General features: G+C 58.0%; 18 protein-coding genes and 2 pseudogenes. 18 read left to right on the top strand and 2 right to left on the bottom strand.

Annotation, left to right across the window (positions count from 1 at the left end; translation table 11 throughout):
* Positions 1 to 428: 428 nt before the first annotated feature.
* Together HMPREF3147_RS12545 and HMPREF3147_RS04550 are read right to left on the bottom strand one after the other, a co-directional pair.
* Positions 429 to 713, bottom strand: a pseudogene (locus HMPREF3147_RS12545) (transposase); the annotation flags it as partial.
* A 593-nt stretch (positions 714 to 1,306) separates the two neighbouring features.
* Positions 1,307 to 2,532, bottom strand: a pseudogene (locus HMPREF3147_RS04550) (IS3 family transposase).
* A 348-nt stretch (positions 2,533 to 2,880) separates the two neighbouring features.
* On the opposite strand from HMPREF3147_RS04550, the gene HMPREF3147_RS04560 reads away from it, so the two are divergent.
* The 18 genes from HMPREF3147_RS04560 to der all read left to right on the top strand — a co-directional run bounded on the left by HMPREF3147_RS04560 (position 2,881) and on the right by der (position 19,828).
* Complete coding sequence (locus tag HMPREF3147_RS04560; protein ID WP_070445058.1) at positions 2,881 to 3,474, top strand: hypothetical protein; 594 nt, start codon at positions 2,881 to 2,883, stop codon at positions 3,472 to 3,474.
* Between the two features lie 130 nt (positions 3,475 to 3,604).
* On the top strand, positions 3,605 to 4,513 hold the full coding sequence (locus HMPREF3147_RS04565) for a tetratricopeptide repeat protein (RefSeq protein ID WP_070445061.1): 909 nt from the start codon (positions 3,605 to 3,607) through the stop codon (positions 4,511 to 4,513).
* Positions 4,513 to 5,496 carry an HAD-IIA family hydrolase gene (locus HMPREF3147_RS04570; protein WP_070445064.1) on the top strand — a complete coding sequence of 328 codons (984 nt, stop codon included), beginning with the start codon at positions 4,513 to 4,515 and terminating at the stop codon, positions 5,494 to 5,496. Before HMPREF3147_RS04565 ends, HMPREF3147_RS04570 begins: the two co-directional genes overlap by 1 nt.
* Positions 5,487 to 5,648 carry a hypothetical protein gene (locus tag HMPREF3147_RS12840; RefSeq protein WP_168160899.1) on the top strand — a complete coding sequence of 54 codons (162 nt, stop codon included), beginning with the start codon at positions 5,487 to 5,489 and terminating at the stop codon, positions 5,646 to 5,648. The genes HMPREF3147_RS04570 and HMPREF3147_RS12840 overlap by 10 nt, the downstream gene beginning before the upstream one ends.
* 40 nt (positions 5,649 to 5,688) lie before the next feature.
* Positions 5,689 to 6,498: a TlyA family RNA methyltransferase gene (locus tag HMPREF3147_RS04575; protein ID WP_070445067.1), complete on the top strand. Its 810-nt coding sequence runs from the start codon at positions 5,689 to 5,691 to the stop codon at positions 6,496 to 6,498.
* A complete protein-coding gene (locus HMPREF3147_RS04580; RefSeq protein WP_070445071.1) occupies positions 6,495 to 7,406 on the top strand; it encodes an NAD kinase in 912 nt (303 codons plus the stop codon). The genes HMPREF3147_RS04575 and HMPREF3147_RS04580 overlap by 4 nt, the downstream gene beginning before the upstream one ends.
* A gap of 38 nt (positions 7,407 to 7,444) precedes the next feature.
* Entirely contained in the window at positions 7,445 to 9,121 is a 1,677-nt protein-coding gene (gene recN, locus HMPREF3147_RS04585) for a DNA repair protein RecN (protein ID WP_070445074.1), read from the top strand.
* Positions 9,122 to 9,147: 26 nt separating this feature from the next.
* A complete protein-coding gene (steA, locus tag HMPREF3147_RS04590; protein ID WP_070445078.1) occupies positions 9,148 to 10,332 on the top strand; it encodes a putative cytokinetic ring protein SteA in 1,185 nt (394 codons plus the stop codon).
* A complete protein-coding gene (locus tag HMPREF3147_RS04595) occupies positions 10,332 to 11,291 on the top strand; it encodes a copper transporter (protein WP_070445081.1) in 960 nt (319 codons plus the stop codon). The genes steA and HMPREF3147_RS04595 overlap by 1 nt, the downstream gene beginning before the upstream one ends.
* On the top strand, positions 11,292 to 11,930 hold the full coding sequence (locus tag HMPREF3147_RS04600) for an NUDIX domain-containing protein (RefSeq protein WP_070445084.1): 639 nt from the start codon (positions 11,292 to 11,294) through the stop codon (positions 11,928 to 11,930).
* 41 nt (positions 11,931 to 11,971) lie between these two features.
* The gene (xerD, locus tag HMPREF3147_RS04605) at positions 11,972 to 12,850 is read left to right on the top strand and encodes a site-specific tyrosine recombinase XerD (protein WP_070445087.1); all 879 of its coding nucleotides are present in this window, start codon (positions 11,972 to 11,974) and stop codon (positions 12,848 to 12,850) included.
* 45 nt (positions 12,851 to 12,895) lie between these two features.
* A complete protein-coding gene (locus HMPREF3147_RS04610) occupies positions 12,896 to 14,011 on the top strand; it encodes a hypothetical protein (RefSeq protein ID WP_070445090.1) in 1,116 nt (371 codons plus the stop codon).
* 164 nt (positions 14,012 to 14,175) lie between these two features.
* Positions 14,176 to 15,054, top strand: a complete 879-nt coding sequence (locus HMPREF3147_RS04615) for a ParA family protein (protein WP_201828169.1) — start codon at positions 14,176 to 14,178, stop codon at positions 15,052 to 15,054.
* A gap of 9 nt (positions 15,055 to 15,063) precedes the next feature.
* The gene (locus HMPREF3147_RS04620; protein ID WP_070445094.1) at positions 15,064 to 15,861 is read left to right on the top strand and encodes a segregation and condensation protein A; all 798 of its coding nucleotides are present in this window, start codon (positions 15,064 to 15,066) and stop codon (positions 15,859 to 15,861) included.
* A gap of 16 nt (positions 15,862 to 15,877) precedes the next feature.
* Positions 15,878 to 16,492: an SMC-Scp complex subunit ScpB gene (scpB, locus tag HMPREF3147_RS04625; protein ID WP_070445097.1), complete on the top strand. Its 615-nt coding sequence runs from the start codon at positions 15,878 to 15,880 to the stop codon at positions 16,490 to 16,492.
* A gap of 87 nt (positions 16,493 to 16,579) precedes the next feature.
* The gene (locus HMPREF3147_RS04630) at positions 16,580 to 17,497 is read left to right on the top strand and encodes a pseudouridine synthase (protein ID WP_070445100.1); all 918 of its coding nucleotides are present in this window, start codon (positions 16,580 to 16,582) and stop codon (positions 17,495 to 17,497) included.
* Positions 17,497 to 18,207 (top strand): (d)CMP kinase, encoded by a 711-nt coding sequence (gene cmk / locus HMPREF3147_RS04635; protein WP_070445103.1) that lies wholly within the window; start codon positions 17,497 to 17,499, stop codon positions 18,205 to 18,207. Before HMPREF3147_RS04630 ends, cmk begins: the two co-directional genes overlap by 1 nt.
* A complete protein-coding gene (der, locus tag HMPREF3147_RS04640) occupies positions 18,200 to 19,828 on the top strand; it encodes a ribosome biogenesis GTPase Der (protein WP_070445106.1) in 1,629 nt (542 codons plus the stop codon). Before cmk ends, der begins: the two co-directional genes overlap by 8 nt.
* Positions 19,829 to 19,862: the final 34 nt, after the last annotated feature.

Raw genomic sequence — 19,862 nt, forward strand, 5'->3', positions numbered from 1 at the left:
CCGACACCAAACAAAACAAACAACTCAATACACCAAGCCCGTCACCTTTGAGCAACCACTCGACGGTGACGGGTTTCGTCGTCGTTTTCGCACACAGCCTACAAGCACAGACCCGAAAATGCTAAAAGTACAGACCTGAAAGTACAGACCCCCAAGTAACAGGACGCTTCATTACTGAGAATACGCAGTAGACGTACTGAGCCGTTCTCCAAGCTGCCCGTAGCTCGACAGCTCCGGAAGAAATGAGGTTTTCTTGAGCAAAATACCGCTTTAAAAGCGAATTCATGTAATGGGCAAAAGACGCTATGCTCCAATTATTTACCATGTTTCACTCCTCGTATTCGCGCTACTGACAGTCAATGCAGCTTCCGCAGTCCATACCAACTGCATAGTACCTCTGGGTACTTTAGTGCCCAGAGGCTTATCTACATGGCACGTTCGCTACGGGTTCGTCGTTCTAACAGCCAGTCAGACAAGAAGGAACCGTGGCGTAGTTTCGGGATAGCCACATCGACGGTGCTGACCCGTGTATCCAGTAGTCGGTTGCGGTAGCCGTTGCGGTGGTTGACGCGGTTGTCGCTGGTGGTGCCGTAGTCAGCGCTGCCGACAGTATCGTCTTGGGAAGATAGAATTTGGTTGATGAAATCACCGAGCATCTGACGCGTCAGATCGGGTGATGCTTGAGTGAGTAGCTCTTCGAGGTATGCTTTTGGTTGCCAGTTGTGTCGGCACCGGGGGCTTAACTGTGAGAAGCGGGTCGAATAGCGGAGTTCTCCGCTAGGAGGTGTAAAAATTCCTCTGGGTCTTTAACCGTCAAGCGAATGGGTCTTCCGATATTGCGGTGTAGGAGGATATTTGCAGAACCGGCATGGAATGAAATAGTGCCATCCAGGAAGTGAACCCCAAACGTTTGGGATTCGAGTATGGGGCCCGAGGGAAGGATCTCCGCCCCCTTCAGAGATTCCAAACGAACGTTGCTAACTGGAATGCCAAGAACTGAAATCCGAAGGATTTCATCATTCAGCAACACCCCGACATTAAAGAAAATTGCCAGAGACACTAAAAGACCGCATGTGATAAAGGCGGTTTGATCTCTTCTGGTCAAGAAGTAGACACACAATAAGAGTACTGCGAAGATAAGTACGATCCGACTAAAATTATATCCAAATACTCTTGATCGATAACTTGAACCAGTCATGAATATACTCAACTTCCTTCCAACTATCTTCATGGGTAGTAAGGCGAAAATCACCACTGTGAGCATCGTGAGGGAGAATGAAGCGTCCTGGGTTTAGTTCCGCTTCTTTTACGACCCTGTGTTGATGGGCTGGGTGAGATAGTACTCGGTTTCTACTTCCTGTGGGGTGGCGTAGTCCAAAGCTTCGTGAAGCCGTTTGGTGTTCCACCAATGCACCCACCGCAAGGTGGCCAGTTCGACTTCTCCGACCGATGTCCACGGGCCTTGGGCATGAATCAGTTCCGCTTTGTAGAGACCGTTGACTGTTTCGGCTAGAGCATTGTCATAAGAATCGCCGACTGTTCCCACACTCGGCCGGATTCCGGAATCCGCGAGAGCGGTGGAATACTTCAGTGACACGTACTGGCTGCCCCGATCACTATGGTGAATCAGCTGGTTTCCATGGATTCGCCCAGCAGTCGTTAACGCATGCTCCAAAGCCTCCATGGGCAGCGCATCGGTACGCATCGTCGAGCGTGTAGCAACACCAACAATCTTTCGGCTGTAGACATCCACGACAAACGCGGTGTAGGCGAATCCTGACAGGGTACGAACGTAGGTAATGTCGGCAACCCACAACCTTTCTGGTGCTTGTGCACGGAAGTTTCGCTGCACTAGGTCCGGGCGATGATCCGGTGTCTTCGGGCTAGTCGTTGTCACGGGGGTTCGTCCGCGTCTGCGGCCGCAAACACCTGCTAACTTCATTAATCGAGCGGTCTTATCGCGGCCGATATGAAAACCTTCACGGTTCATAGCGTGCCACATTTTGCGGATACCGTAAACCGAGAAATTCTGCGCATGCACACGCTGTATCTCTGGGATGAGAAGGCTATCGCTTAAGGCCCTTGCACTGGGAACACGTGTGGTGGCTTTGCGGTAGCCGCGTGAAGTAATGAATCCACGATCTGCTTGTTTAAGGACTCGGCAGATGGCCCCGGGCCCCAAACTGATCCTTATACGCGTCGATGTAGGAGATCATTTGGTCGTGGGTCGGTCGAGTTCCGCTGCGAAAAAGCCGAAGCAGTCTTAAGAATCCCGTTTGCTCGCTTCAGCTCACGGTTTTCGCGGCGCAAACGCTTGAGCTCTTCTTCCATTGTTTCGCCGCCAGACGCGTCAGAGTCATCACGTACTGAAGCGCTGTCACGATACCAAGCCCGCAACGTATGGTGAGACACTCCAAGCAGCTCACCGACCTCCGTGTAGGCACGTTGCAGTGAGCAGGACTCCAAGCGGACCATTTCGATGATCTGATGGACCGCCTTCTCCTTGAACTCGACGGAATACTTTCTAGGCATAGTTCAATCCTTCCTTAGCTGAGGTAGGAACTAAACCCAGGACGCTTCACACCACACCGCAAACAGCCCAGGACCAGCAACTTGGATGAATGCACATCCAGGTCTGCACTTATAGATAGCGGACCTTCATCGCCCGCGAACTAGAATGATTTCCGTATATGCACTTCGTTCTGAGGGGCCGCTGAGGAGAAGTAGATGAGGTTTTCACAATCATCGAGTCTGTTTACGCATGCTTATAATGCGACCTTCCTGAGGGACTTGAAGGCTGTGCCCTTTAGTCGAAAGAACGATAGTCCTTCTCCCTATGGCCTGTGTCGCGTCTTTGAGGCAGAGGAACCAGTGCCTCAGATGCGTGCTATCCGCGACGGGCTAGTCTTTTTCGGTGCGATGGTCTTGATAGCAGCTTTTATCTTCTTCTTCGGTTTACTGCTGAACAGCATGCAGATTCCAGGATTATTGGCGTTTCTCCTTGGCGGGTTGTTGCTTTACTTTCTTTTTCTTGTAGCTCGGCATATCTTCTTCGCTTTGAGGATTAGCAAGGCTTGGAAGAATGGTTGGATAGAGTTCTACCCAGTCCTCCTCGGGAGCTTTTTCCACGAAGAGAAAGGTGCAAAGGCTGGAAAAAAGGGGCATTTTTATGCCACGAAAGCTCTCGTTGTGGCGCCAAGCGGCGAATCGCGCATGCTTGACGTGATCGTAGAGGGAATGAGCCCGGACCGACTGATTGAGGAAGGCGCGGTCATGGCGAGGGATCACCAAGGGATTCGTCTTGACGCCATTCATAATAATGGCTGGACATTCTGGGCCGTTGTCCGCGGGAAGCAACTGGAGAATGGAAGCGTGGAACATGGACTATCCGCTTCCCAGGTGGCTGCTGGCTTAGACCGCGTGAGGCATTGTTGGCCACTGAACGGGTTAGATTTGCCTCTTGAATTCTCGTGAGTCTTGGACGTCAATCGGTGGTTGTGGGCCGTTTCACTTACTAGCCAGTGTATTGCCGGTTTTGTTTCGCTGACCTGTAGACTGGTTCGGTACATACGGACGCGTCAACCGCAGAAAGTGCATAGCTTTAATGTCTGAATCCAACTCCCGCGACCACCGCCGTGGCCGCGAAGGTTCCTCGGAAGGCAACCGTGGGCACAACCGCTCTGGGGGCCGCAAGTTTGAAAAACGTGGTGGCGCATCGGGGCGTCGTGAAGAGCGCCGCAGTGATCGCCGTGATGAGCGCCGCAATGATCGAAAGCGCCATGGTCGTGATAAGAACAAAGCCTCGCATCCGCAGCGTTCGGGCTACCGTGAGGAGCGTATCAACCGCCGCATGACGGATCCGGACCTGCCTTCTGATATCGACATCACTGATCTCGATCCCTCTGTTTTGCAGGACCTCTCTTCGCTTTCGAAGGAAAACTCCGAAGCAGTGGCTAAGCACCTCATCATGGCGGCGACGTGGCTTGATGACGATCCACAGCTGTCACTTCGCCATGCCCGTGCTGCCAAAGACCGTGCAGGCCGTGTTTCGGTTGCTCGTGAGATGAACGGAATCGCTGCGTATCGCGCCGGCGAGTGGAAGGAAGCACTCGCGGAGCTGCGCGCAGCACGCCGCATTTCCGGTGGCCCTGGTTTGATGGCCGTCATGGCTGATTGCGAGCGCGGACTTGGGCGCCCTGAGAAAGCTGTCGAGCTGTGGCGTAGCGAGGAGGCTAAGGAGCTTAGTCCAGAGGATGCCGTCGAATTGGCCATCGTCGCTGCAGGCGCGCGGCTGGATATGGGCCAGGCAGACTCCGCTGTGGTCACGATTCAGCGTGCGCAGCCCACGAAGGACGCCAAGGGTGTCTCCGCGTGCCGTCTTGCTTATGCCTATGCGAATGCGTTGCTGGAGGCCGGCCGTAAGGATGAGGCACGGGAATGGTTCCAGCATGCTATTGAGATTGACGAAGGAGACTGGACCGACGCCGCGGAGCGTCTGGCCGAGTGTAAATAATGAGTATTCTCAAAACTCACGATTCGTTGCTATTGGATCTTGACGGGACCGTGTGGGAAGGCGGACAGGCCCTTCAATGCGTCGTTGACGTTATTAACTCCTGTGGCATTCCCGCGGTGTATGTGACGAACAATGCGTCGCGTAGCCCCCAGACCGTGGCAGACATGCTCGGTGAGATCGGGCTGGACGCTGATGCCAATCGCGTTGTCACCTCAGCCCAAGCTGTAATAAAAATCGCGCGCGAAGATCTGCCCGCGGGCGCGAAGGTCCTTGTTATTGGCGCAGACTCCTTCCGCGCGCTCGCGCGGGACGCAGGTTTCATCGTCGTCGACAGCGCTGATGATCGGCCTGCCGCCGTGCTGCAGGGCATGGATAAGTCTGTGGGGTGGGAGCAGCTCTCTGAAGGTGCGCTCGCCATCAATCAAGGTGCCAAATACTATGCCTCGAACCTGGATACGTCGCTGCCGACGGAGCGCGGAATGGCTGTGGGTAATGGCTCGCTCGTCGCGGCCGTTGTTTCGACCACCGGTGTTGAACCTATTTCTGCAGGCAAACCGGAGCCCGCTATGTTTACGCAGGCGGCTAAGCTGGTGGGGTCGACCAAACCCCTGGCTGTCGGTGACCGTCTAGACACCGATATCGTCGGTGGTAATAACGCAGCCATGGATACCTTCCACGTGCTGACAGGCGTGTCTCGTGAGCTGGCGCTCATTGAAGCAACACCGGAGGAGCGTCCGAATTTCATTGGTGCCGGATTCCACGAGCTTTCCTTGTCGGAAGCGCAAGCGCGTCCGGGCGCCCAGGGCGGGTTTAGAGCACGTTTTGACGGCTATGACATCGTTCTGCAAGGCGGTAACGAGAAGTCTACGTCGGTCGAGGCACTGCGTACCGTTTTGGAAGTAGCCTGGGCAGGCTCTGAGCCTCCGCGCTACATTCAGCCGCGGAGCGAAGCCGCGGAGAGGGTAGTATCCACATGGCAGTAAAACCCCATGACCCACGCGCAGTGTTGGCTCCAGAGACCCTCAATGCGTCCATCACCGAGATTCTCACCGAGCCGGCAGAGACTCTTGAGGAAGAGCTAGCCCAGCTGGACCGCGCTCATACCGTGTTGCGCGATGCGCTCCAAGATAATTAGCGCGAATCGCCAAGGAATCTAGGGGAAAGAGGACCTAATCATGCCACCGCAACGTCGCCGCCTTGACGCAGAATTGGTGCGCCGCAAGATTGCGCGCTCACGAGAACAAGCCGTTGAGATGATCAAGGCTGGTCGGGTGACGGTTGGGGGCTTCAAGGCTACGAAACCCGCGACAGTGGTCGAGCCTGAGGTGTCGATCAAGGTCGAAGCTAGCGAGGGTGATGATTGGGCGTCGCGTGGTGCTCACAAGCTCCTCGGTGCGCTCGCGGCTTTCGACGTGGACCTCAAGGGCAAGCGTGTCTTGGACGCGGGGGCGTCCACCGGCGGCTTTACTGATGTCTGTTTGCGTCGCGGTGCGGCGGAAGTGTTATCGGTTGACGTGGGCTACGGGCAGCTATTGTGGCGCCTGCAAAATGATGAGCGCGTTACTGTGCTTGACCGCACCAATATTCGCAACCTGACTCTTGAACAGACGAATGGGCCTTGCGACGCTATGGTGGGTGACCTTTCGTTCATCTCCCTAAAGCTGGTACTTCCGGCAATCGTAGAATGCATGGCTGATGGCGCATGGTTATTACCCATGGTCAAGCCTCAGTTTGAAGTAGGAAAGGACCGGATTGGGGCGGGCGGAGTAGTGCGCTCGCCTGAGCTTCGCGCGGAAGTGACTAAGGACGTGGCTGTCTTCGCCCAAGAGCTCGGGTTGAGCGTCAAAGGCGTGGCGGCATCCCCACTACCTGGACCAAGCGGCAATGTTGAATACTTCCTGTGGTTGGTCAAGGATGGCTTGTCCACCCCGCAAGATAAGCTGGATGTACTCATCGACACGGCAATCAAGGAAGGACCCCAGTGAGCAGGACTAGTGCCGCGGAGGGCGCCACTCGCCGCGAAATTCTTCTTGTCCCGCACGCTAGCCGCGAGGACAACCTCGCTGCCACACACCGTGCAGCAGAGCTGCTGCAGGAGGCTGGCATCAAGGTACGCGTTTGCGGAGCGGACACCGTTCTCCCTGGGCTGCAGCACGTGCGGCATACCCCGGCGGCAGCCGAAGGCTGTGAGTTAGTCCTCGTGCTCGGTGGTGATGGCACGTTCTTGCGCGCTGCCGACATGGCACGCGCAGTAGACGTCCCCGTCCTAGGCATCAATCTGGGGCACGTGGGCTTCCTCGCAGAATGGGAAGCGGAGTCCCTAGACCGTGCGCTTGTGCGCGTCATCGAGCAGTCCTATGACGTCGAAGACCGCTTGACCATCGACGTGAGCGTCTTTGATTCGGAAGGCGAGCTGCGGGAGCGTAGTTGGGCGCTCAATGAGGCCTCCATTGAGAACCTCAACCGCTCGGGGGTCCTCGATGCCATCCTCGAGGTAGATGGGCGCCCAGTCTCAGCTTTTGGGTGTGATGGTGTTCTTATCTCCACTCCGACGGGGTCTACGGCCTATGCCTTTTCAGCGGGTGGTCCCGTCTTGTGGCCCTCTCTCGATGCCATCCTGGTGGTTCCGAACAATGCGCATGCACTGTTTACTAAACCACTCGTAGTTTCTCCGGATTCGCAGGTGGCGGTCGAATCGGCCTCGGCTACGACTCCGGCCGTGGTAATCCTCGATGGTTTCCGTGAGATTTCTATGCCGCCGGGTTCGCGCGTGGAAATCGTGCGTGGTGAAAGGCCCGTGCGCTGGGTTCGCTTGGACCAGCAGCCCTTCACCGACCGCCTCGTGTCCAAGCTCCGCCTTCCCGTGGAAGGCTGGCGCGGACCGCGGCATTAACTGCCTTAGCGCGTTTTCAGGAAGGAAGATACCGCACTGTGCTCGTAGATATCAGCATCTCTGACCTCGGCGTTATCGAAAGCTCCGCTGCGGAGCTTTCGCAGGGTCTTACCGTGCTTACCGGTGAAACTGGCGCCGGTAAGACCATGGTTGTGACTGGACTACGCCTGCTGGCTGGCGGTCGCGCTGATGCCTCACGCGTGCGCGATGGGGCCGCGAAGGCGGCTGTGGAAGGTCATTTTTCCTCCGATTCACTGGCTGTGGCGGCGTTGGTCGAGGACGCAGGGGGAGAGCCGGATGAAAACGGTGAGTATATCGCCTCCCGCACGGTGTCTGCGGCGGGACGTTCACGCGCGTACCTGGGTGGGCGTTCGGTACCGGCGGCGACATTGGGGGAATTCGCTTCCCACCTCATCACTGTGCATGGACAAAATGACCAGCTGCGCTTGCTGTCGGCTGATCAACAGTTGGCCGCCATCGATCGCTTCGAGCCTTCCATCGAGAAGTTCCGTACTGCGTATACCGAGGCTTTTAGGAAGTGGCGCGCATTGGCCAAGGACTACCAGCACCGGATGGAGTCCCGTCGTGAGATGGCCCAAGAGGTGGACCGCTTGCAGTTTGCCATCAAGGAGATTTCTGATCTCGAGCCGGAGCCTGGTGAGGATGCTGAGCTCGTGACCCTGATTAAGCGTTTGCAGGACGTCGATGCTTTGCGTGAAGGCGCAGCTACTGCTCTGAGCGCTGTGGACGGTGGAGAAGGTTTTGGTGATGAGGACACTGCTGTCAATCTTGTCGGCGCAGCTGAATCGGCACTAAATGGGGCGAGCGATGCCGAGCTGACCCGGCTGGGAGAGCGGTTGGGTGAAGTCACCGCGCAGCTGACCGATATCGCTGCCGAGCTCACCACGTATTTAAGCGATCTGCCCGCGGATCCCAACCTCCTTGAGGAATCTCTGCAACGTCAGCAGGAGCTTAAGCTCCTCACGCGCAAGTATGCCGCTGACATCGATGGAGTTTTGGCCTGGCGGGACGCCGCTGAAGCGAAACTTGCGACCTTAGATACCTCCACCGAAGCCCTCGAAGCCTTGAAGAAGGACGTAATGGAGGCCGAAAAGACGATGGTGGCCAAGGCAGAAGCACTCACTGCTGCCCGTACTAAGGCAGCGAAGAAACTGGGCACCCAGGTCTCCGAAGAGATCCACGGCTTGGCCATGCCCAACTCCACCTTGACGGTCGCCGTAAAGAAGGCCAAATATTCCAAAACTGGCGCGGATGAGGTTGAGTTCCAACTCAACGGCAAGCCGCTAGCTTCCGCGGCCTCGGGAGGTGAGCTTTCCCGCGTCATGCTGGCTATGGAGGTGGTCCTGGCCAGTGGCGACGGCACCACGCTGGTCTTCGATGAGGTGGATGCCGGCGTCGGAGGGCGTGCGGCGGTGGAAATTGGGCGTCGCCTAGCACGGCTTTCGACTACCAACCAGGTCATCTGCGTTACCCACCTGCCCCAGGTAGCTGCCTATGCAGATTCGCACCTGCATGTGTCCAAAGAGAAGTTCACGTCAGGCGTGGCGGATTTGACCCCTGAGGAGCGCGTCGAGGAGCTCGCTCGTATGCTCGCTGGTCTCGATGACACCGAGACCGGTCGCGCGCACGCTCAGGAGCTTTTCGATAGAGCTCAAGCAGAAGTGGAGACTTTCCGCGCGCCTTCCACACATTGAGCGCCTAACAGGGGAAACTGTCAGGCATGAGTCTGTTTTCCCGTAACACCGATCTGCCTGGAGAACACGGCGCGCTGCGTGATTGCACCCCGGGTGGCAAGGGCATGAAGAAGTTTAGCGCCGGTGACTTCGCCGTCATCAACGCCGCCAATATTTCCCGCCAAGAGGCCCAGACCCTCGTGGACATGAAGCCGGCCGCCGTTATCAACGTCGCCGAGTTTTCCACTGGTTCTATCCCGAACTATGGCCCGCATATGCTTCTCGACGCCGATGTCACCCTCGTTGAAGGCGTCGGTCAAGACTTCGTGAGTAACTTCAAGGATGGAAAGAAGGCTCGACTTACTGAGGACGGAGCGATTTATTCTGGCGATACCCAGTTGTCCTCCGGAACGGTAGTTACTCGTGACCGGGCGGAGAAGAATTTCGCTTCTGCTCAACAGGAACTCATCGATCACATGGAGGCATATTTCGGCAACTCCATCGAGTTCATTCACTCCGAGGGCCCGCTGCTCATCGACGGCCTAGGCGTACCCGATGCGGGTTCCGACATGGCTGGCCGTAAAGTACTCGTGGTCTCGCCCTCCGAGGAACACCGTAAGAAGCTAACACTTCTGCGTAATTTCATCCGCGAGTATGAACCCATCATCATCGGCGTGGATTCTGCAGCCGATACGTTGGTAGAGCTGGGCTACCAGCCTCACTTCATCGTGGGAAATCCCTCCGAGGTGAGCTCGGAAACCTTGCGCAGCGGCGCCCAGGTCATTCTTCCCGCTGAGCCAGACGGAACCGCTGAAGGGCTCGAGCGCATTCAGGATCTGGGGATCGGGGCGATGACTTTCCCAGCAGCTACGGACTCAGCCACCGACCTTGCCCTTCTGTTAGCGGACTACCACGAGGCCCAGATGATCGTGCAGGTAGGGGGAGCTCTCGACCTCGATGACATCTTCGCCAATGAGCCGAATGCTACGCCGGCAGCCTTGCTGTGCCACATGAAGGCAGGAACGCGCCTCGTGGATGCGGACGCTGTTATTAACCTCTATACTGCGCCGAATTCCGGCGCTATGGGGTGGCTGTGGGCGCTGCTCGGCATTCTCGTGGCGCTTGCTGTGGTTATTCTGATCGTCGGCTTGGGTGGCGATGAATCCTTCCTCCAGAACTTGATCGATACCTGGAATAACTTCGCACTGAGCGTGCAGGGGTGGTTCAAGTGATGATGTCTCCTAAATCCCTCGTCGTTGCCGGGCTCGGTTTCGGCGCAGCACTAGGCATTGCACTTGGCACATTGGTGATTGCCCCCAACATGGATTCTGCCCCTGGCCCCGGCGGTGAATCCACAGATGAGGTGCGGGAAAAGTACAGCGAGCTGGTACTGGACAATAAAATTGCAGAGGCTCAGCTGGACTCTGCGGATTCCGTCATGGGCGAACTCGGCCGTTTCGTAGTCGATGGAACCCTAGTCCAGCGCCCAGTCATGGTGCTGAGCATGCCCGATGCTGATGATGCCGATGTTAAGGCCGTGAAGGATCTGCTGGGCTCGGCGGATTCCACCGATGCCGGAAGCATCAAGCTGACCGATAAATTCCTTGCCCAAGATTCGGCAGACAAGCTCCTGTCCCTCGTCACCTCTACCTTGCCGGCCGGCGCGAAGCTCGACAAAAAGAAAGTCGACGCCGGTACTCATTCCGGCCAAGCTCTCGCCGCGGGCCTGCTGATGGATGCTAAAACAACCCAGCCTCTTGCCAGCGTTGAGGACCGGGCCACCTTGCTTCGTGCCTTGCGCGATGCCGGCTATATCGACTACAAAGACGGGACTATTCTTCCAGCCCAAGCAGTCGTTGTCGTGGGCGGCGGCTTGGTCCCAGGGGATGATGAGGACAGCCCTGCCAAGAAGTACGCTATCGATACCACCGTCAAATTCCTCGAAGGTTTTGATTCCGTAGACACCGCTATGGTCTATGCCGGTCGAGTGCAGTCTGCCGGCGATGATGGAGTATTGGATAAGCTGCGTGCCGCCAAGACAGGAATCAGCACTGTGGATTCTATTGATCACCCAGTGTCCCAGATGGCGACAGTCCTGGCGGTGAAGGAACAGCTGGATGGCGGTAAGGGCGTCTACGGTTCTGCGGCGAATGCTGAAGGCGCAGCTCCGGCACTGCCGAAGGACCTCTAGATGTCCCACGATTTTCGCACGGTAGGTAGCGAGATGCTTGTCGACGCTCCCATCATCGCCGTACGTCGCGATGACGTCATCATGCCAGGGGAGGTCGTAGCGCAACGCGAGATTGTAGAGCACCTCGGCGCTGTCGCCGTTGTGGCCTTGGATGAGAACAACCGGGTCGCCATGGTGCAGCAGTACCGCCATAGCGTCGCCAAGCGCCTGTGGGAGCTACCAGCCGGATTGCTCGACGTCAAGGATGAAGATGAGCTCAGCGGCGCGCAACGCGAACTCCAGGAGGAGGCCGGGTTAGCCGCCGAGGAATGGGCAGTGTTGACCGATCTGGTGACCTCCCCGGGCTTCTGTGAGGAAGCCGTGCGCGTCTTCTTAGCGCGTGGCCTGTCCCCCGTGGAGAAGCTCGCAGCCGAAGGCGATGAAGAAGCCGACATGGATTTCGCCTGGGTGCCCCTCGCAGAGGCCGTCGAGCGAATCCTCGCGGGGGAGATCGTGAACTCGATTGCGGTGGCGGGAATTCTCGCAGCTTATGCCTGCGTGCAAGAGGGACGCACAGCGCGCTCGGTCGAAGCGCCCTTCGAGCTGCGCCCGCAATCCCTAGCGCAACGGCGCCCCGGACCGGATCTGAAGAAGCTGTGACGCAGTCAAGCCCCGCCGCAGCTGCTGGACAAGCGTGGTTGATGCACCTCATGGTGGAAAAAGGTGCCTCAAAGAATACGGTGAGCAACTACCGCCGAGATATCAATCGCTACGTTGATTGGCTCGCGGAATCCGGCATCACGGATCTGCGCCGGGTGACCCGCGCGCACGTGGAAAACTACCTCGTTTTTCTCCGAGAATCTTTGGCGCAGTCCTCTGCTAGCCGCGCACTGATTGTGGCGCGCGGCTTGCACAAGTTTGCGCTAGCGGAGGGGATGATTGAGGCGAATGTGGCTGCGGAAGTGACCCCGCCCAAGCGGGCGCAAGCGTTGCCAGAGACACTCAGCGTGCACGACGTCGAGGCTCTCCTCAACGCGATCCCCACCAATGAATCCGCAACACCCATTGATATTCGGGATCGCGCCCTTTTGGAAATGCTGTATGGAACGGGCGCCCGTATTTCCGAAGTGATTTCGCTGAGTGTGGATGATGTGACGGGTGAGGGACCGACGTCGGTGCGCGATATTCTCCTGCTGAGCGGTAAGGGCGATAAGCAGCGCCTGGTTCCGCTGGGCTCGCATGCGGTGAAAGCGGTAGAGAACTACCTGGTGCGTGCCCGACCGGTTTTGGCAACGGGGGCCTCCCACGCCTTATTCCTCAACACTCGGGGAAGGGCTTTGTCACGGCAAAGCGCCTGGGCCGCGATCAAGACCGCAGCGCAGCGCGCACACTTGAGCACTAAAATTTCTCCGCACACTTTGCGGCATTCCTTTGCTACCCACCTGCTAGAAGGCGGGGCGGATGTACGTACCGTGCAGGAGCTCTTGGGACATTCTTCCGTGACGACAACACAGATTTACACGCACGTGACCGCGGATTCGCTCCGCGAAGTATGGCGCACTGCGCACCCACGTGCCTAAAGGCACCTAGAATCATCACGACGTCTACCAATGAAAAGGATTCTTATGGCTTCAACCGCATCTTTCTCCCGAGCTTATCGCGGGATGGCTCTGGCCTTCGCGATCACCGTAGCCCCGCTGTCCGGTATCGTCGCCGGCCCCGTGAGCGGGAAGGGTGGAATAACTGGGATTGGGTCGGCGGTTGCGCACGCGCAAGATGCCACCATCCCGGTGCCGGCTGGTCAGACGACAACCGTCTCCTTGCCTGTGCCTGTCGATGTCAACGTGGCCTCCGATGGATGGAATGTGAGCGCTTCTGGTGGTACGGCAACGGTGACCGCGCCGGCAGCTGGAGGACAAATCAGTGTTCCGGTTACCTACCAGGGCGTGACCATGACTATCGTGCTCGTGGCAGATGCTGAGGTAACTGCCGAGGAACTCAATGACGCGGCTGAAAGTGGTGATCCGGACAGCCTCGGAGGGGGACAGCAGAACCCAGGTGGTGAGGATAGTCTTGGGGATAACGGAGAACCACAGGGTGTCACAGGCGGAGATGAAAAAGAAGGCGGAAATGATCCTGCCACCGGCGGCTCGGCACCTGCCACGGATGGCGGTGGAAAAGGCCAAGCGCGTCCTCCGCGCACTGGCCGCGGCTGGGAGGGTGTCGATGATTCCCACGCGGCTTATGTCAACCTGGAATCCACGATCGACGGACAGACAATTACCGCCAAGCTTGGCTTCAAGCAGGCTCTAGATCTGTACAACCGCTTCAAGCATCTCGAGGATGACGGGGTCACGCTGCGCTACCTCAATGCGGAGGGCGAGTTTGTGGAAGGCGTGAAGCGCGAGATTGATAAAGGCTCGCGCACAATGACGTTGACCTATCCAGAAGGTACGGAGCCTGACAATCCTTTCATCATGCAGTTCTTTAATAAGGACACTCAGTCCGCGGAGCTGGTAGTGACGCTTACGGATCCGACTCGTGAGAACGCTGGTGAGGTACCGCCGGAGCAGCAGCTCGATTCTGATGGCGCTAACGAGTCTGACAGCGAGGATCAGAATAGCTCGAAAGTGGGAGCTGGCGCTCTCGCAGCGGGCATTGTGGGCATCGGGATCATCGCTCTCATCGTCGGGTTTATCGTGAAGAGGCGCCGTTCGACATCGAAGGAAGAGCTTTCTTAATCTAGGCTGCAGGGTTTATTCTGTGGTTTGTGCTAGCTATAATCGCGGCGCGGGCACCCAAGGGGTACCCTATAATCACAAGGATGTAAGAATGTAGCGCCGGTCGGGGCTGCAGTGTCGAAGCGGAAAGGCCGCAGAGAGGCCGTAAGGTCAAGGAAGCAGGTGTGACTGTGAGCGACGAGGGACTGTTTGAGGCCTCAGAAGCACAGGTCGGGTTGACCGGCCGCCCACTGCGGGAGCTTCCGGAACCAGAGCCGTTGGAAAAGCATGGTCCCGCGACGATTATCTCCATGTGCAACCAGAAGGGTGGCGTGGGAAAGACCACGTCCACCATTAACATGGGCGCATGTTTGGCGGAGCTCGGGCGTAAAGTCCTCCTCGTTGACTTGGATCCTCAGGGTGCTCTTTCGGCTGGTCTAGGCCTGACTCACGACCAGATCCAGGACACCATCTATGACGTCATGCTTGACAGCGAGGTCTCGGTGCACTCGGCGATTGTGCATACCGGTGTGGCTGGGCTCGACCTTGTTCCAGCCAACATCGACTTGTCCGCCGCGGAGATCCAGATGGTCAACGAGGTAGGCCGCGAGCACACTCTGGCCCGCGCGCTGCGCCCTGTGCGCAAGGACTATGACTTCATCATCATTGACTGTCAGCCCTCCCTGGGCCTGCTGACCGTCAACGCCTTGGCCTGTTCGCAGGGCGTCATCATTCCTATGGAATGTGAGTTCTTCTCCCTGCGTGGTCTCGCCTTGTTGACCGATACTGTGGAGAAGGTGGCTGACCGAATCAATTTTGACCTCGAGATCATGGGCATTCTGGTCACCATGTTTGATCGCCGCACCCGTCACGCGCGCGAGGTCATGGACCGTGTGGTGGAGTACTTCGGTGACAAGGTGTTCGATACGGTGATTACCCGCACCGTGCGTTTCCCTGAGACATCTGTCGCCGGCGAGCCCATTACTACGTGGGCCCCGAGCTCCCAGGCGGCCAAGCAGTACCGCGACCTAGCTAAAGAGGTCATTGAGCGGGCTAACGGCTAGCCGCCTACTATGACCCAACCGGAGATCACCGGCTTTCGCATCGCGCTGGGCAACTTCGAGGGCCCTTTTGATCTGCTGCTCCAGCTGATTCAGGCAAAGAAGCTGGACGTTACGGAAGTGGCGCTGTCTGAAGTTACTGACGAGTTCGTGGCTTATACACGTGCACTGGGAGAAACTGCGGACTTGGATGAGACTACGGAGTTCCTCCTTATCGCCGCCACACTCCTGGACCTGAAGGCGGCGCGTTTGTTACCGCGCGGCGAGGTTGATGACTTGGAGGACCTAGAGCTTTTGGAGACCCGCGATCTTCTTTTCGCGCGTCTGCTTCAGTATAAGGCCTATAAACAAGTCGCCGACCAGTTCGCGCAGTGGCAACGTGCTGCCCAGCGGCGCTATCCGCGGGCGGTGGCCATGGAGGAACGCTTTAGTGATCTCCTCCCGCCGGTGAAGCTTGGGCACACTCCAGCGAGCTTCGCAGAGCTGGCCGCAGGTGTTTTCCGGCCTAAACCGCCGGAGGAGGTCGCGACGGGGCACATCCACCAAGTTGCCGTTTCCGTGCCGGAGCAGGCCGGAAAGATCCTCACTACGCTCAAGCTGCTGGGTACGGGGCAGTGGATGAGCTTCGATGCCTTAACGAGGGACTGTACTGTCTCTATGGAAATCGTCGGCCGCTTCCTGGCGTTGCTGGAGCTATATAAAGCCAAGGCGGTGGATGCTTCCCAGCCGGAATCTTTGGGGCCGCTCGAACTATCGTGGACTGGACTCGACGTAGATCCGGCCGTAGTCGCAGCAGCGAACTGGGATTAAGGTACGCTACCGAGACATGGACGACACGTCATCTCCGGCACCTAGCGAAGCGGCCACCTCCAGCGGACAGGGAGCTTTGCCCCTCATCCCGCAGCTGCGCTCACGCCTCGAGTCGATACTCCTCGTCGTCGACTCGCCTGCAAGCGTGGAAGAGCTGGCCCGCGTGTTGGACGCGGAGCCCACTGTTATCAGCGATACCTTGCGGGCTGTGGAACGAGAATTGGCCGAGCGTGGTTCCGGAATCGACCTGCGCGAGACACCTGAGGGGTGGCGCTTCTATACGCGTAAAGAGAACGCAGATGCCGTCGAGCAGTTTGTTCTCGATGGCACCCAAACCAAACTCTCCCGCGCCGCCCTGGAAACCTTGGCGGTCATTGCATACCGCCAGCCGGTAACCCGAGCTCAAGTCGCAGGTGTTCGCGGCGTTAACGTTGATGGAGTTGTCCGGACGCTCTTGTTGCGTGGACTTATTCGGGAGATAGAAAGCCCTGAGCCCTCTGTGGGACATGCGCACCAGTATGAAACCACTGAGCTTTTCCTCGAGCTACTCGGCATTGATTCTCTTGAGCGCCTTCCGGATCTTGCTCCGCTGTTGCCAGACATCGAGCAGATCGAGGAGGACTACTCATAAGGGCATACTCTGCGGTAAGATTGCGGCCGGACAGAGGCGTGTTTTCGCGCCCAGCAAATTGAAGAACTATTGAGAGGACACACTCCCGTGACTCCACCCGCTCGCCGCGACGGCACACCGGAAAAGAAAAAGCGTGACAGCGACATGATCGTCTCGAACGCTAAGCCGGCTCGCCACCAGCATGTAAAGAAGAAGGCCACCGCAGATTCCGTCGCCCGAGACCTAGGCGCGGATTGGCTGGTAGGCGCCAACAACAAGAAGAATTCCCAGAATCAGGGCGAACGCCTCCAAAAGGTGTTGGCCAAGGCCGGCGTTGCTTCGCGCCGCCACGCTGAGATCCTGATCGATGAGGGCCGAGTCGAAGTTAACGGCCAGGTCATCATCAAGCAGGGCACCCGTGTGAACCCCAACAAGGACGTCATCCGAGTTGATGGCACCCGCATCAACGTCAACGAACAGACACAGTACTTCGTGCTCAACAAGCCCCGCGGGATGCAGTCCACCATGTCGGATGACATGGGCCGGCCTTGTGTGGGTGATGTCGTGGCTGACCGCGTCGTGGCAGGTCAACGCCTATTCCACGTCGGGCGTCTCGATGCTGACACCGAGGGCCTACTTTTACTGACTAATGATGGCGAGCTTGCTAACCGCCTCATGCACCCTAAGTACGAGGTTTCTAAGACTTACCTGGCTACCGTGCTGGGGGAGGCCGATAAGAAGTTGGTTCGCCAACTGCGTGAGGGCATCGAATTGGAAGATGGCCTGGCACAGGCAGACTATGTGCAAATCGTGGACAAGAACCAGGGCTATTCGCTGGTGCGTGTCGAATTGCACGAGGGGCGCAAGCACATCGTTCGCCGCATGCTGAAGGAAGCCGGCTACCCAGTTCAGCGCCTCGTGCGCACCAAGCTTCACACAGTACAGCTGGGCGATATGAAGCCTGGCTCCCTGCGTGCTCTTAACTCCAATGAATTGACCAGCCTGTACAAGGCGGTGGGGATGTAATGATTTCAAATATGCCCGATCAAGGCCTCATCTTGGCTGTTGACGGCCCCTCTGGGACCGGTAAGTCCACGACGTGCCGTGCGCTGGCCAAGCGGCTTGAGGCGAAGTATGTCGACACTGGGGCCATGTACCGCGTAGCTACTCTGGCTGTACTGCGCGCAGGGGTGGACCCGGCAGATACTGAAGCGGTGATTGCCGCGACTGCAGACCTTCCCCTTGAGGTCTCCGATGACCCTGATTCCACCCAGGTTATCTTCGATGGTGAAGACGTTTCCCGCGTTATCCGTGAGGATGAGGTCACCCGCAATGTCTCGGCGGTATCGGCAATCCCGGAAGTACGTCAGAACCTTGTTGAACTGCAACGGAAGCTGTCGGCACAGGCCCACCGCGCGATTGTGGAAGGACGTGACATCGGCACTGTCGTTCTCGCGGATGCCCCCGCGAAGGCGTATATGACGGCCAGTGCCGAGGTCCGCGCGCAGCGCCGCCACGACCAGAACCTCGCCGCCGGCATTGAATCGGATTTTGACACCGTGCTTGCCGACGTCGAACGGCGCGACGCCGCAGATTCCTCCCGCGCCACCTCGCCGTTGCGCCCGGCTGAGGACGCGGTGCTCGTCGATACGTCCGAGATGACCCGTGAGGAAGTCCTCGACGCACTCATCGCCGTCGTGAAAGAATCTGCTGCAAAGGAGGCCTCGAATGACTAATGAACCGCAGAATCCGGACCTGAATCCCGAGCAGCAGCCGGAAGAATTCGAGACGGAGTTTCATTATCCGGTAGGCAAGCTCGAGGAAGAGGTCGTGCGCGATCCGCACGGCGGCTGGGCGCAAAAAGATTTCGATTCCGAGGACTTCGATTATGAGTTTGACGAGTCAGAATTCGATGATTCGGAATTCGGCGAGGCTGATTTCGGTGAGCAAGACGAACCGACCGAAGGTGATGCCCCACTGAGCGAAGAGGAATGGGCAGCACTATCGCATGCCTTCGGAGTAGGCGAGGAGCACACTGAGGAAAACCTCTGCACTGTGGCCGTGGTCGGCCGCCCGAACGTGGGCAAGTCTTCCCTGGTGAACCGATTCCTTGGCCGCCGTGAAGCAGTGGTGGAGGACCATCCTGGTGTGACCCGTGACCGTGTGTCCTACGTGGCGGACTGGAATGGCCAGCGCTTCTTCGTTCAGGACACCGGTGGTTGGGATCCGAATGTCAAGGGCATCCACGCTGCCATCGCCCGCCAAGCAGAGCAGGCTATGGAGACCGCCGATGTCATCGTGTTCGTGGTGGACACCAAGGTGGGCATCACGGAAACCGATGCTGTGATGGCTCGAAAGCTGCAGCGCTCCGAAGTTCCGGTCATTCTCGTCTCGAACAAGTTTGATTCGGAGACGATGTACGCAGATATGGCCGAGTTCTACGCGCTGGGCTTGGGAGATCCGTGGCCGGTATCCGCCCAGCACGGCCGGGGTGGCGCCGACGTCTTGGATGAGATTCTGCGTTTGTTCCCTGAGGAACCGCGCCATTCTTCGATTACTTCTGGGCCCCGCCGCGTAGCGCTGGTGGGCAAGCCAAATGTGGGTAAGTCCTCGCTTCTGAATAAGCTGACGGCGGAGGAGCGCTCCGTCGTGGACAATGCTGCCGGCACGACTGTCGACCCGGTCGACTCCTTGGTGCAGCTGGATCAGCGGCTATGGAAGTTCATCGACACTGCGGGCCTGCGCAAGAAGGTCAAGAATGCGCAGGGGCACGAGTATTACGCTTCGCTGCGCACGCGCGGCGTGATCGACGCGGCCGAGGTGTGCATCATGCTTATCGATGCCTCCCAGGAAGTCTCCGAGCAAGACCAACGCGTTCTCAATATGATTTTGGAAGCCGGTAAGGCTCTGGTTATTGCCTTCAATAAGTGGGACCTTGTGGATGAGGATCGCCGCTACTACTTGGAGCGCGAGATCGATGAGAACCTGCGGCACCTGCCGTGGGTGACCCGCGTGAATATCTCGGCGGAGACCGGCCGCGCCCTGCAGAAGCTGGAACCCGCCATGATCGAGGCTCTCGAGAGCTGGGATCAGCGCGTGTCGACTGGTCAGCTCAACAACTGGATGCGCGAGGCAATCGCCGCCAACCCGCCGCCGATGAACAATAACCGCCTCCCGCGCGTGCTGTTCGCTACCCAGGCATCCACGCAGCCGCCGACCATCGTGTTGTTTACCACCGGCTTCCTGGATGCGGGCTACCGCCGTTACTTGGAGCGCAAGTTCCGCGAGCGCTTCGGATTCCATGGCTCGCCTGTGCGCATCGCGGTGCGCGTGCGCGAGCGCCGTCAACGCCGATGAGATGTCTGGTTAGTTGACTTTCTGATTGCTGTTG

Source organism: Corynebacterium sp. HMSC05D03 (genome assembly GCF_001807205.1).
GTDB classification, from domain to species: domain Bacteria; phylum Actinomycetota; class Actinomycetes; order Mycobacteriales; family Mycobacteriaceae; genus Corynebacterium; species Corynebacterium aurimucosum.

Bases quoted from the DNA above. Each gene is read 5' to 3' on its own strand.
- HMPREF3147_RS04560 (WP_070445058.1), top strand. From the start codon at position 2,881: ATGCGTGCTATCCGCGACGGGCTAGTCTTTTTCGGTGCGATGGTCTTG.
- HMPREF3147_RS04565 (WP_070445061.1), top strand. From the start codon at position 3,605: ATGTCTGAATCCAACTCCCGCGACCACCGCCGTGGCCGCGAAGGTTCC.
- HMPREF3147_RS04570 (WP_070445064.1), top strand. From the start codon at position 4,513: ATGAGTATTCTCAAAACTCACGATTCGTTGCTATTGGATCTTGACGGG.
- HMPREF3147_RS12840 (WP_168160899.1), top strand. From the start codon at position 5,487: ATGGCAGTAAAACCCCATGACCCACGCGCAGTGTTGGCTCCAGAGACC.
- HMPREF3147_RS04575 (WP_070445067.1), top strand. From the start codon at position 5,689: ATGCCACCGCAACGTCGCCGCCTTGACGCAGAATTGGTGCGCCGCAAG.
- steA (WP_070445078.1), top strand. From the start codon at position 9,148: ATGAGTCTGTTTTCCCGTAACACCGATCTGCCTGGAGAACACGGCGCG.
- HMPREF3147_RS04595 (WP_070445081.1), top strand. From the start codon at position 10,332: ATGATGTCTCCTAAATCCCTCGTCGTTGCCGGGCTCGGTTTCGGCGCA.
- HMPREF3147_RS04600 (WP_070445084.1), top strand. From the start codon at position 11,292: ATGTCCCACGATTTTCGCACGGTAGGTAGCGAGATGCTTGTCGACGCT.
- xerD (WP_070445087.1), top strand. From the start codon at position 11,972: ATGCACCTCATGGTGGAAAAAGGTGCCTCAAAGAATACGGTGAGCAAC.
- HMPREF3147_RS04610 (WP_070445090.1), top strand. From the start codon at position 12,896: ATGGCTTCAACCGCATCTTTCTCCCGAGCTTATCGCGGGATGGCTCTG.
- HMPREF3147_RS04620 (WP_070445094.1), top strand. From the start codon at position 15,064: ATGACCCAACCGGAGATCACCGGCTTTCGCATCGCGCTGGGCAACTTC.
- scpB (WP_070445097.1), top strand. From the start codon at position 15,878: ATGGACGACACGTCATCTCCGGCACCTAGCGAAGCGGCCACCTCCAGC.
- cmk (WP_070445103.1), top strand. From the start codon at position 17,497: ATGATTTCAAATATGCCCGATCAAGGCCTCATCTTGGCTGTTGACGGC.
- der (WP_070445106.1), top strand. From the start codon at position 18,200: ATGACTAATGAACCGCAGAATCCGGACCTGAATCCCGAGCAGCAGCCG.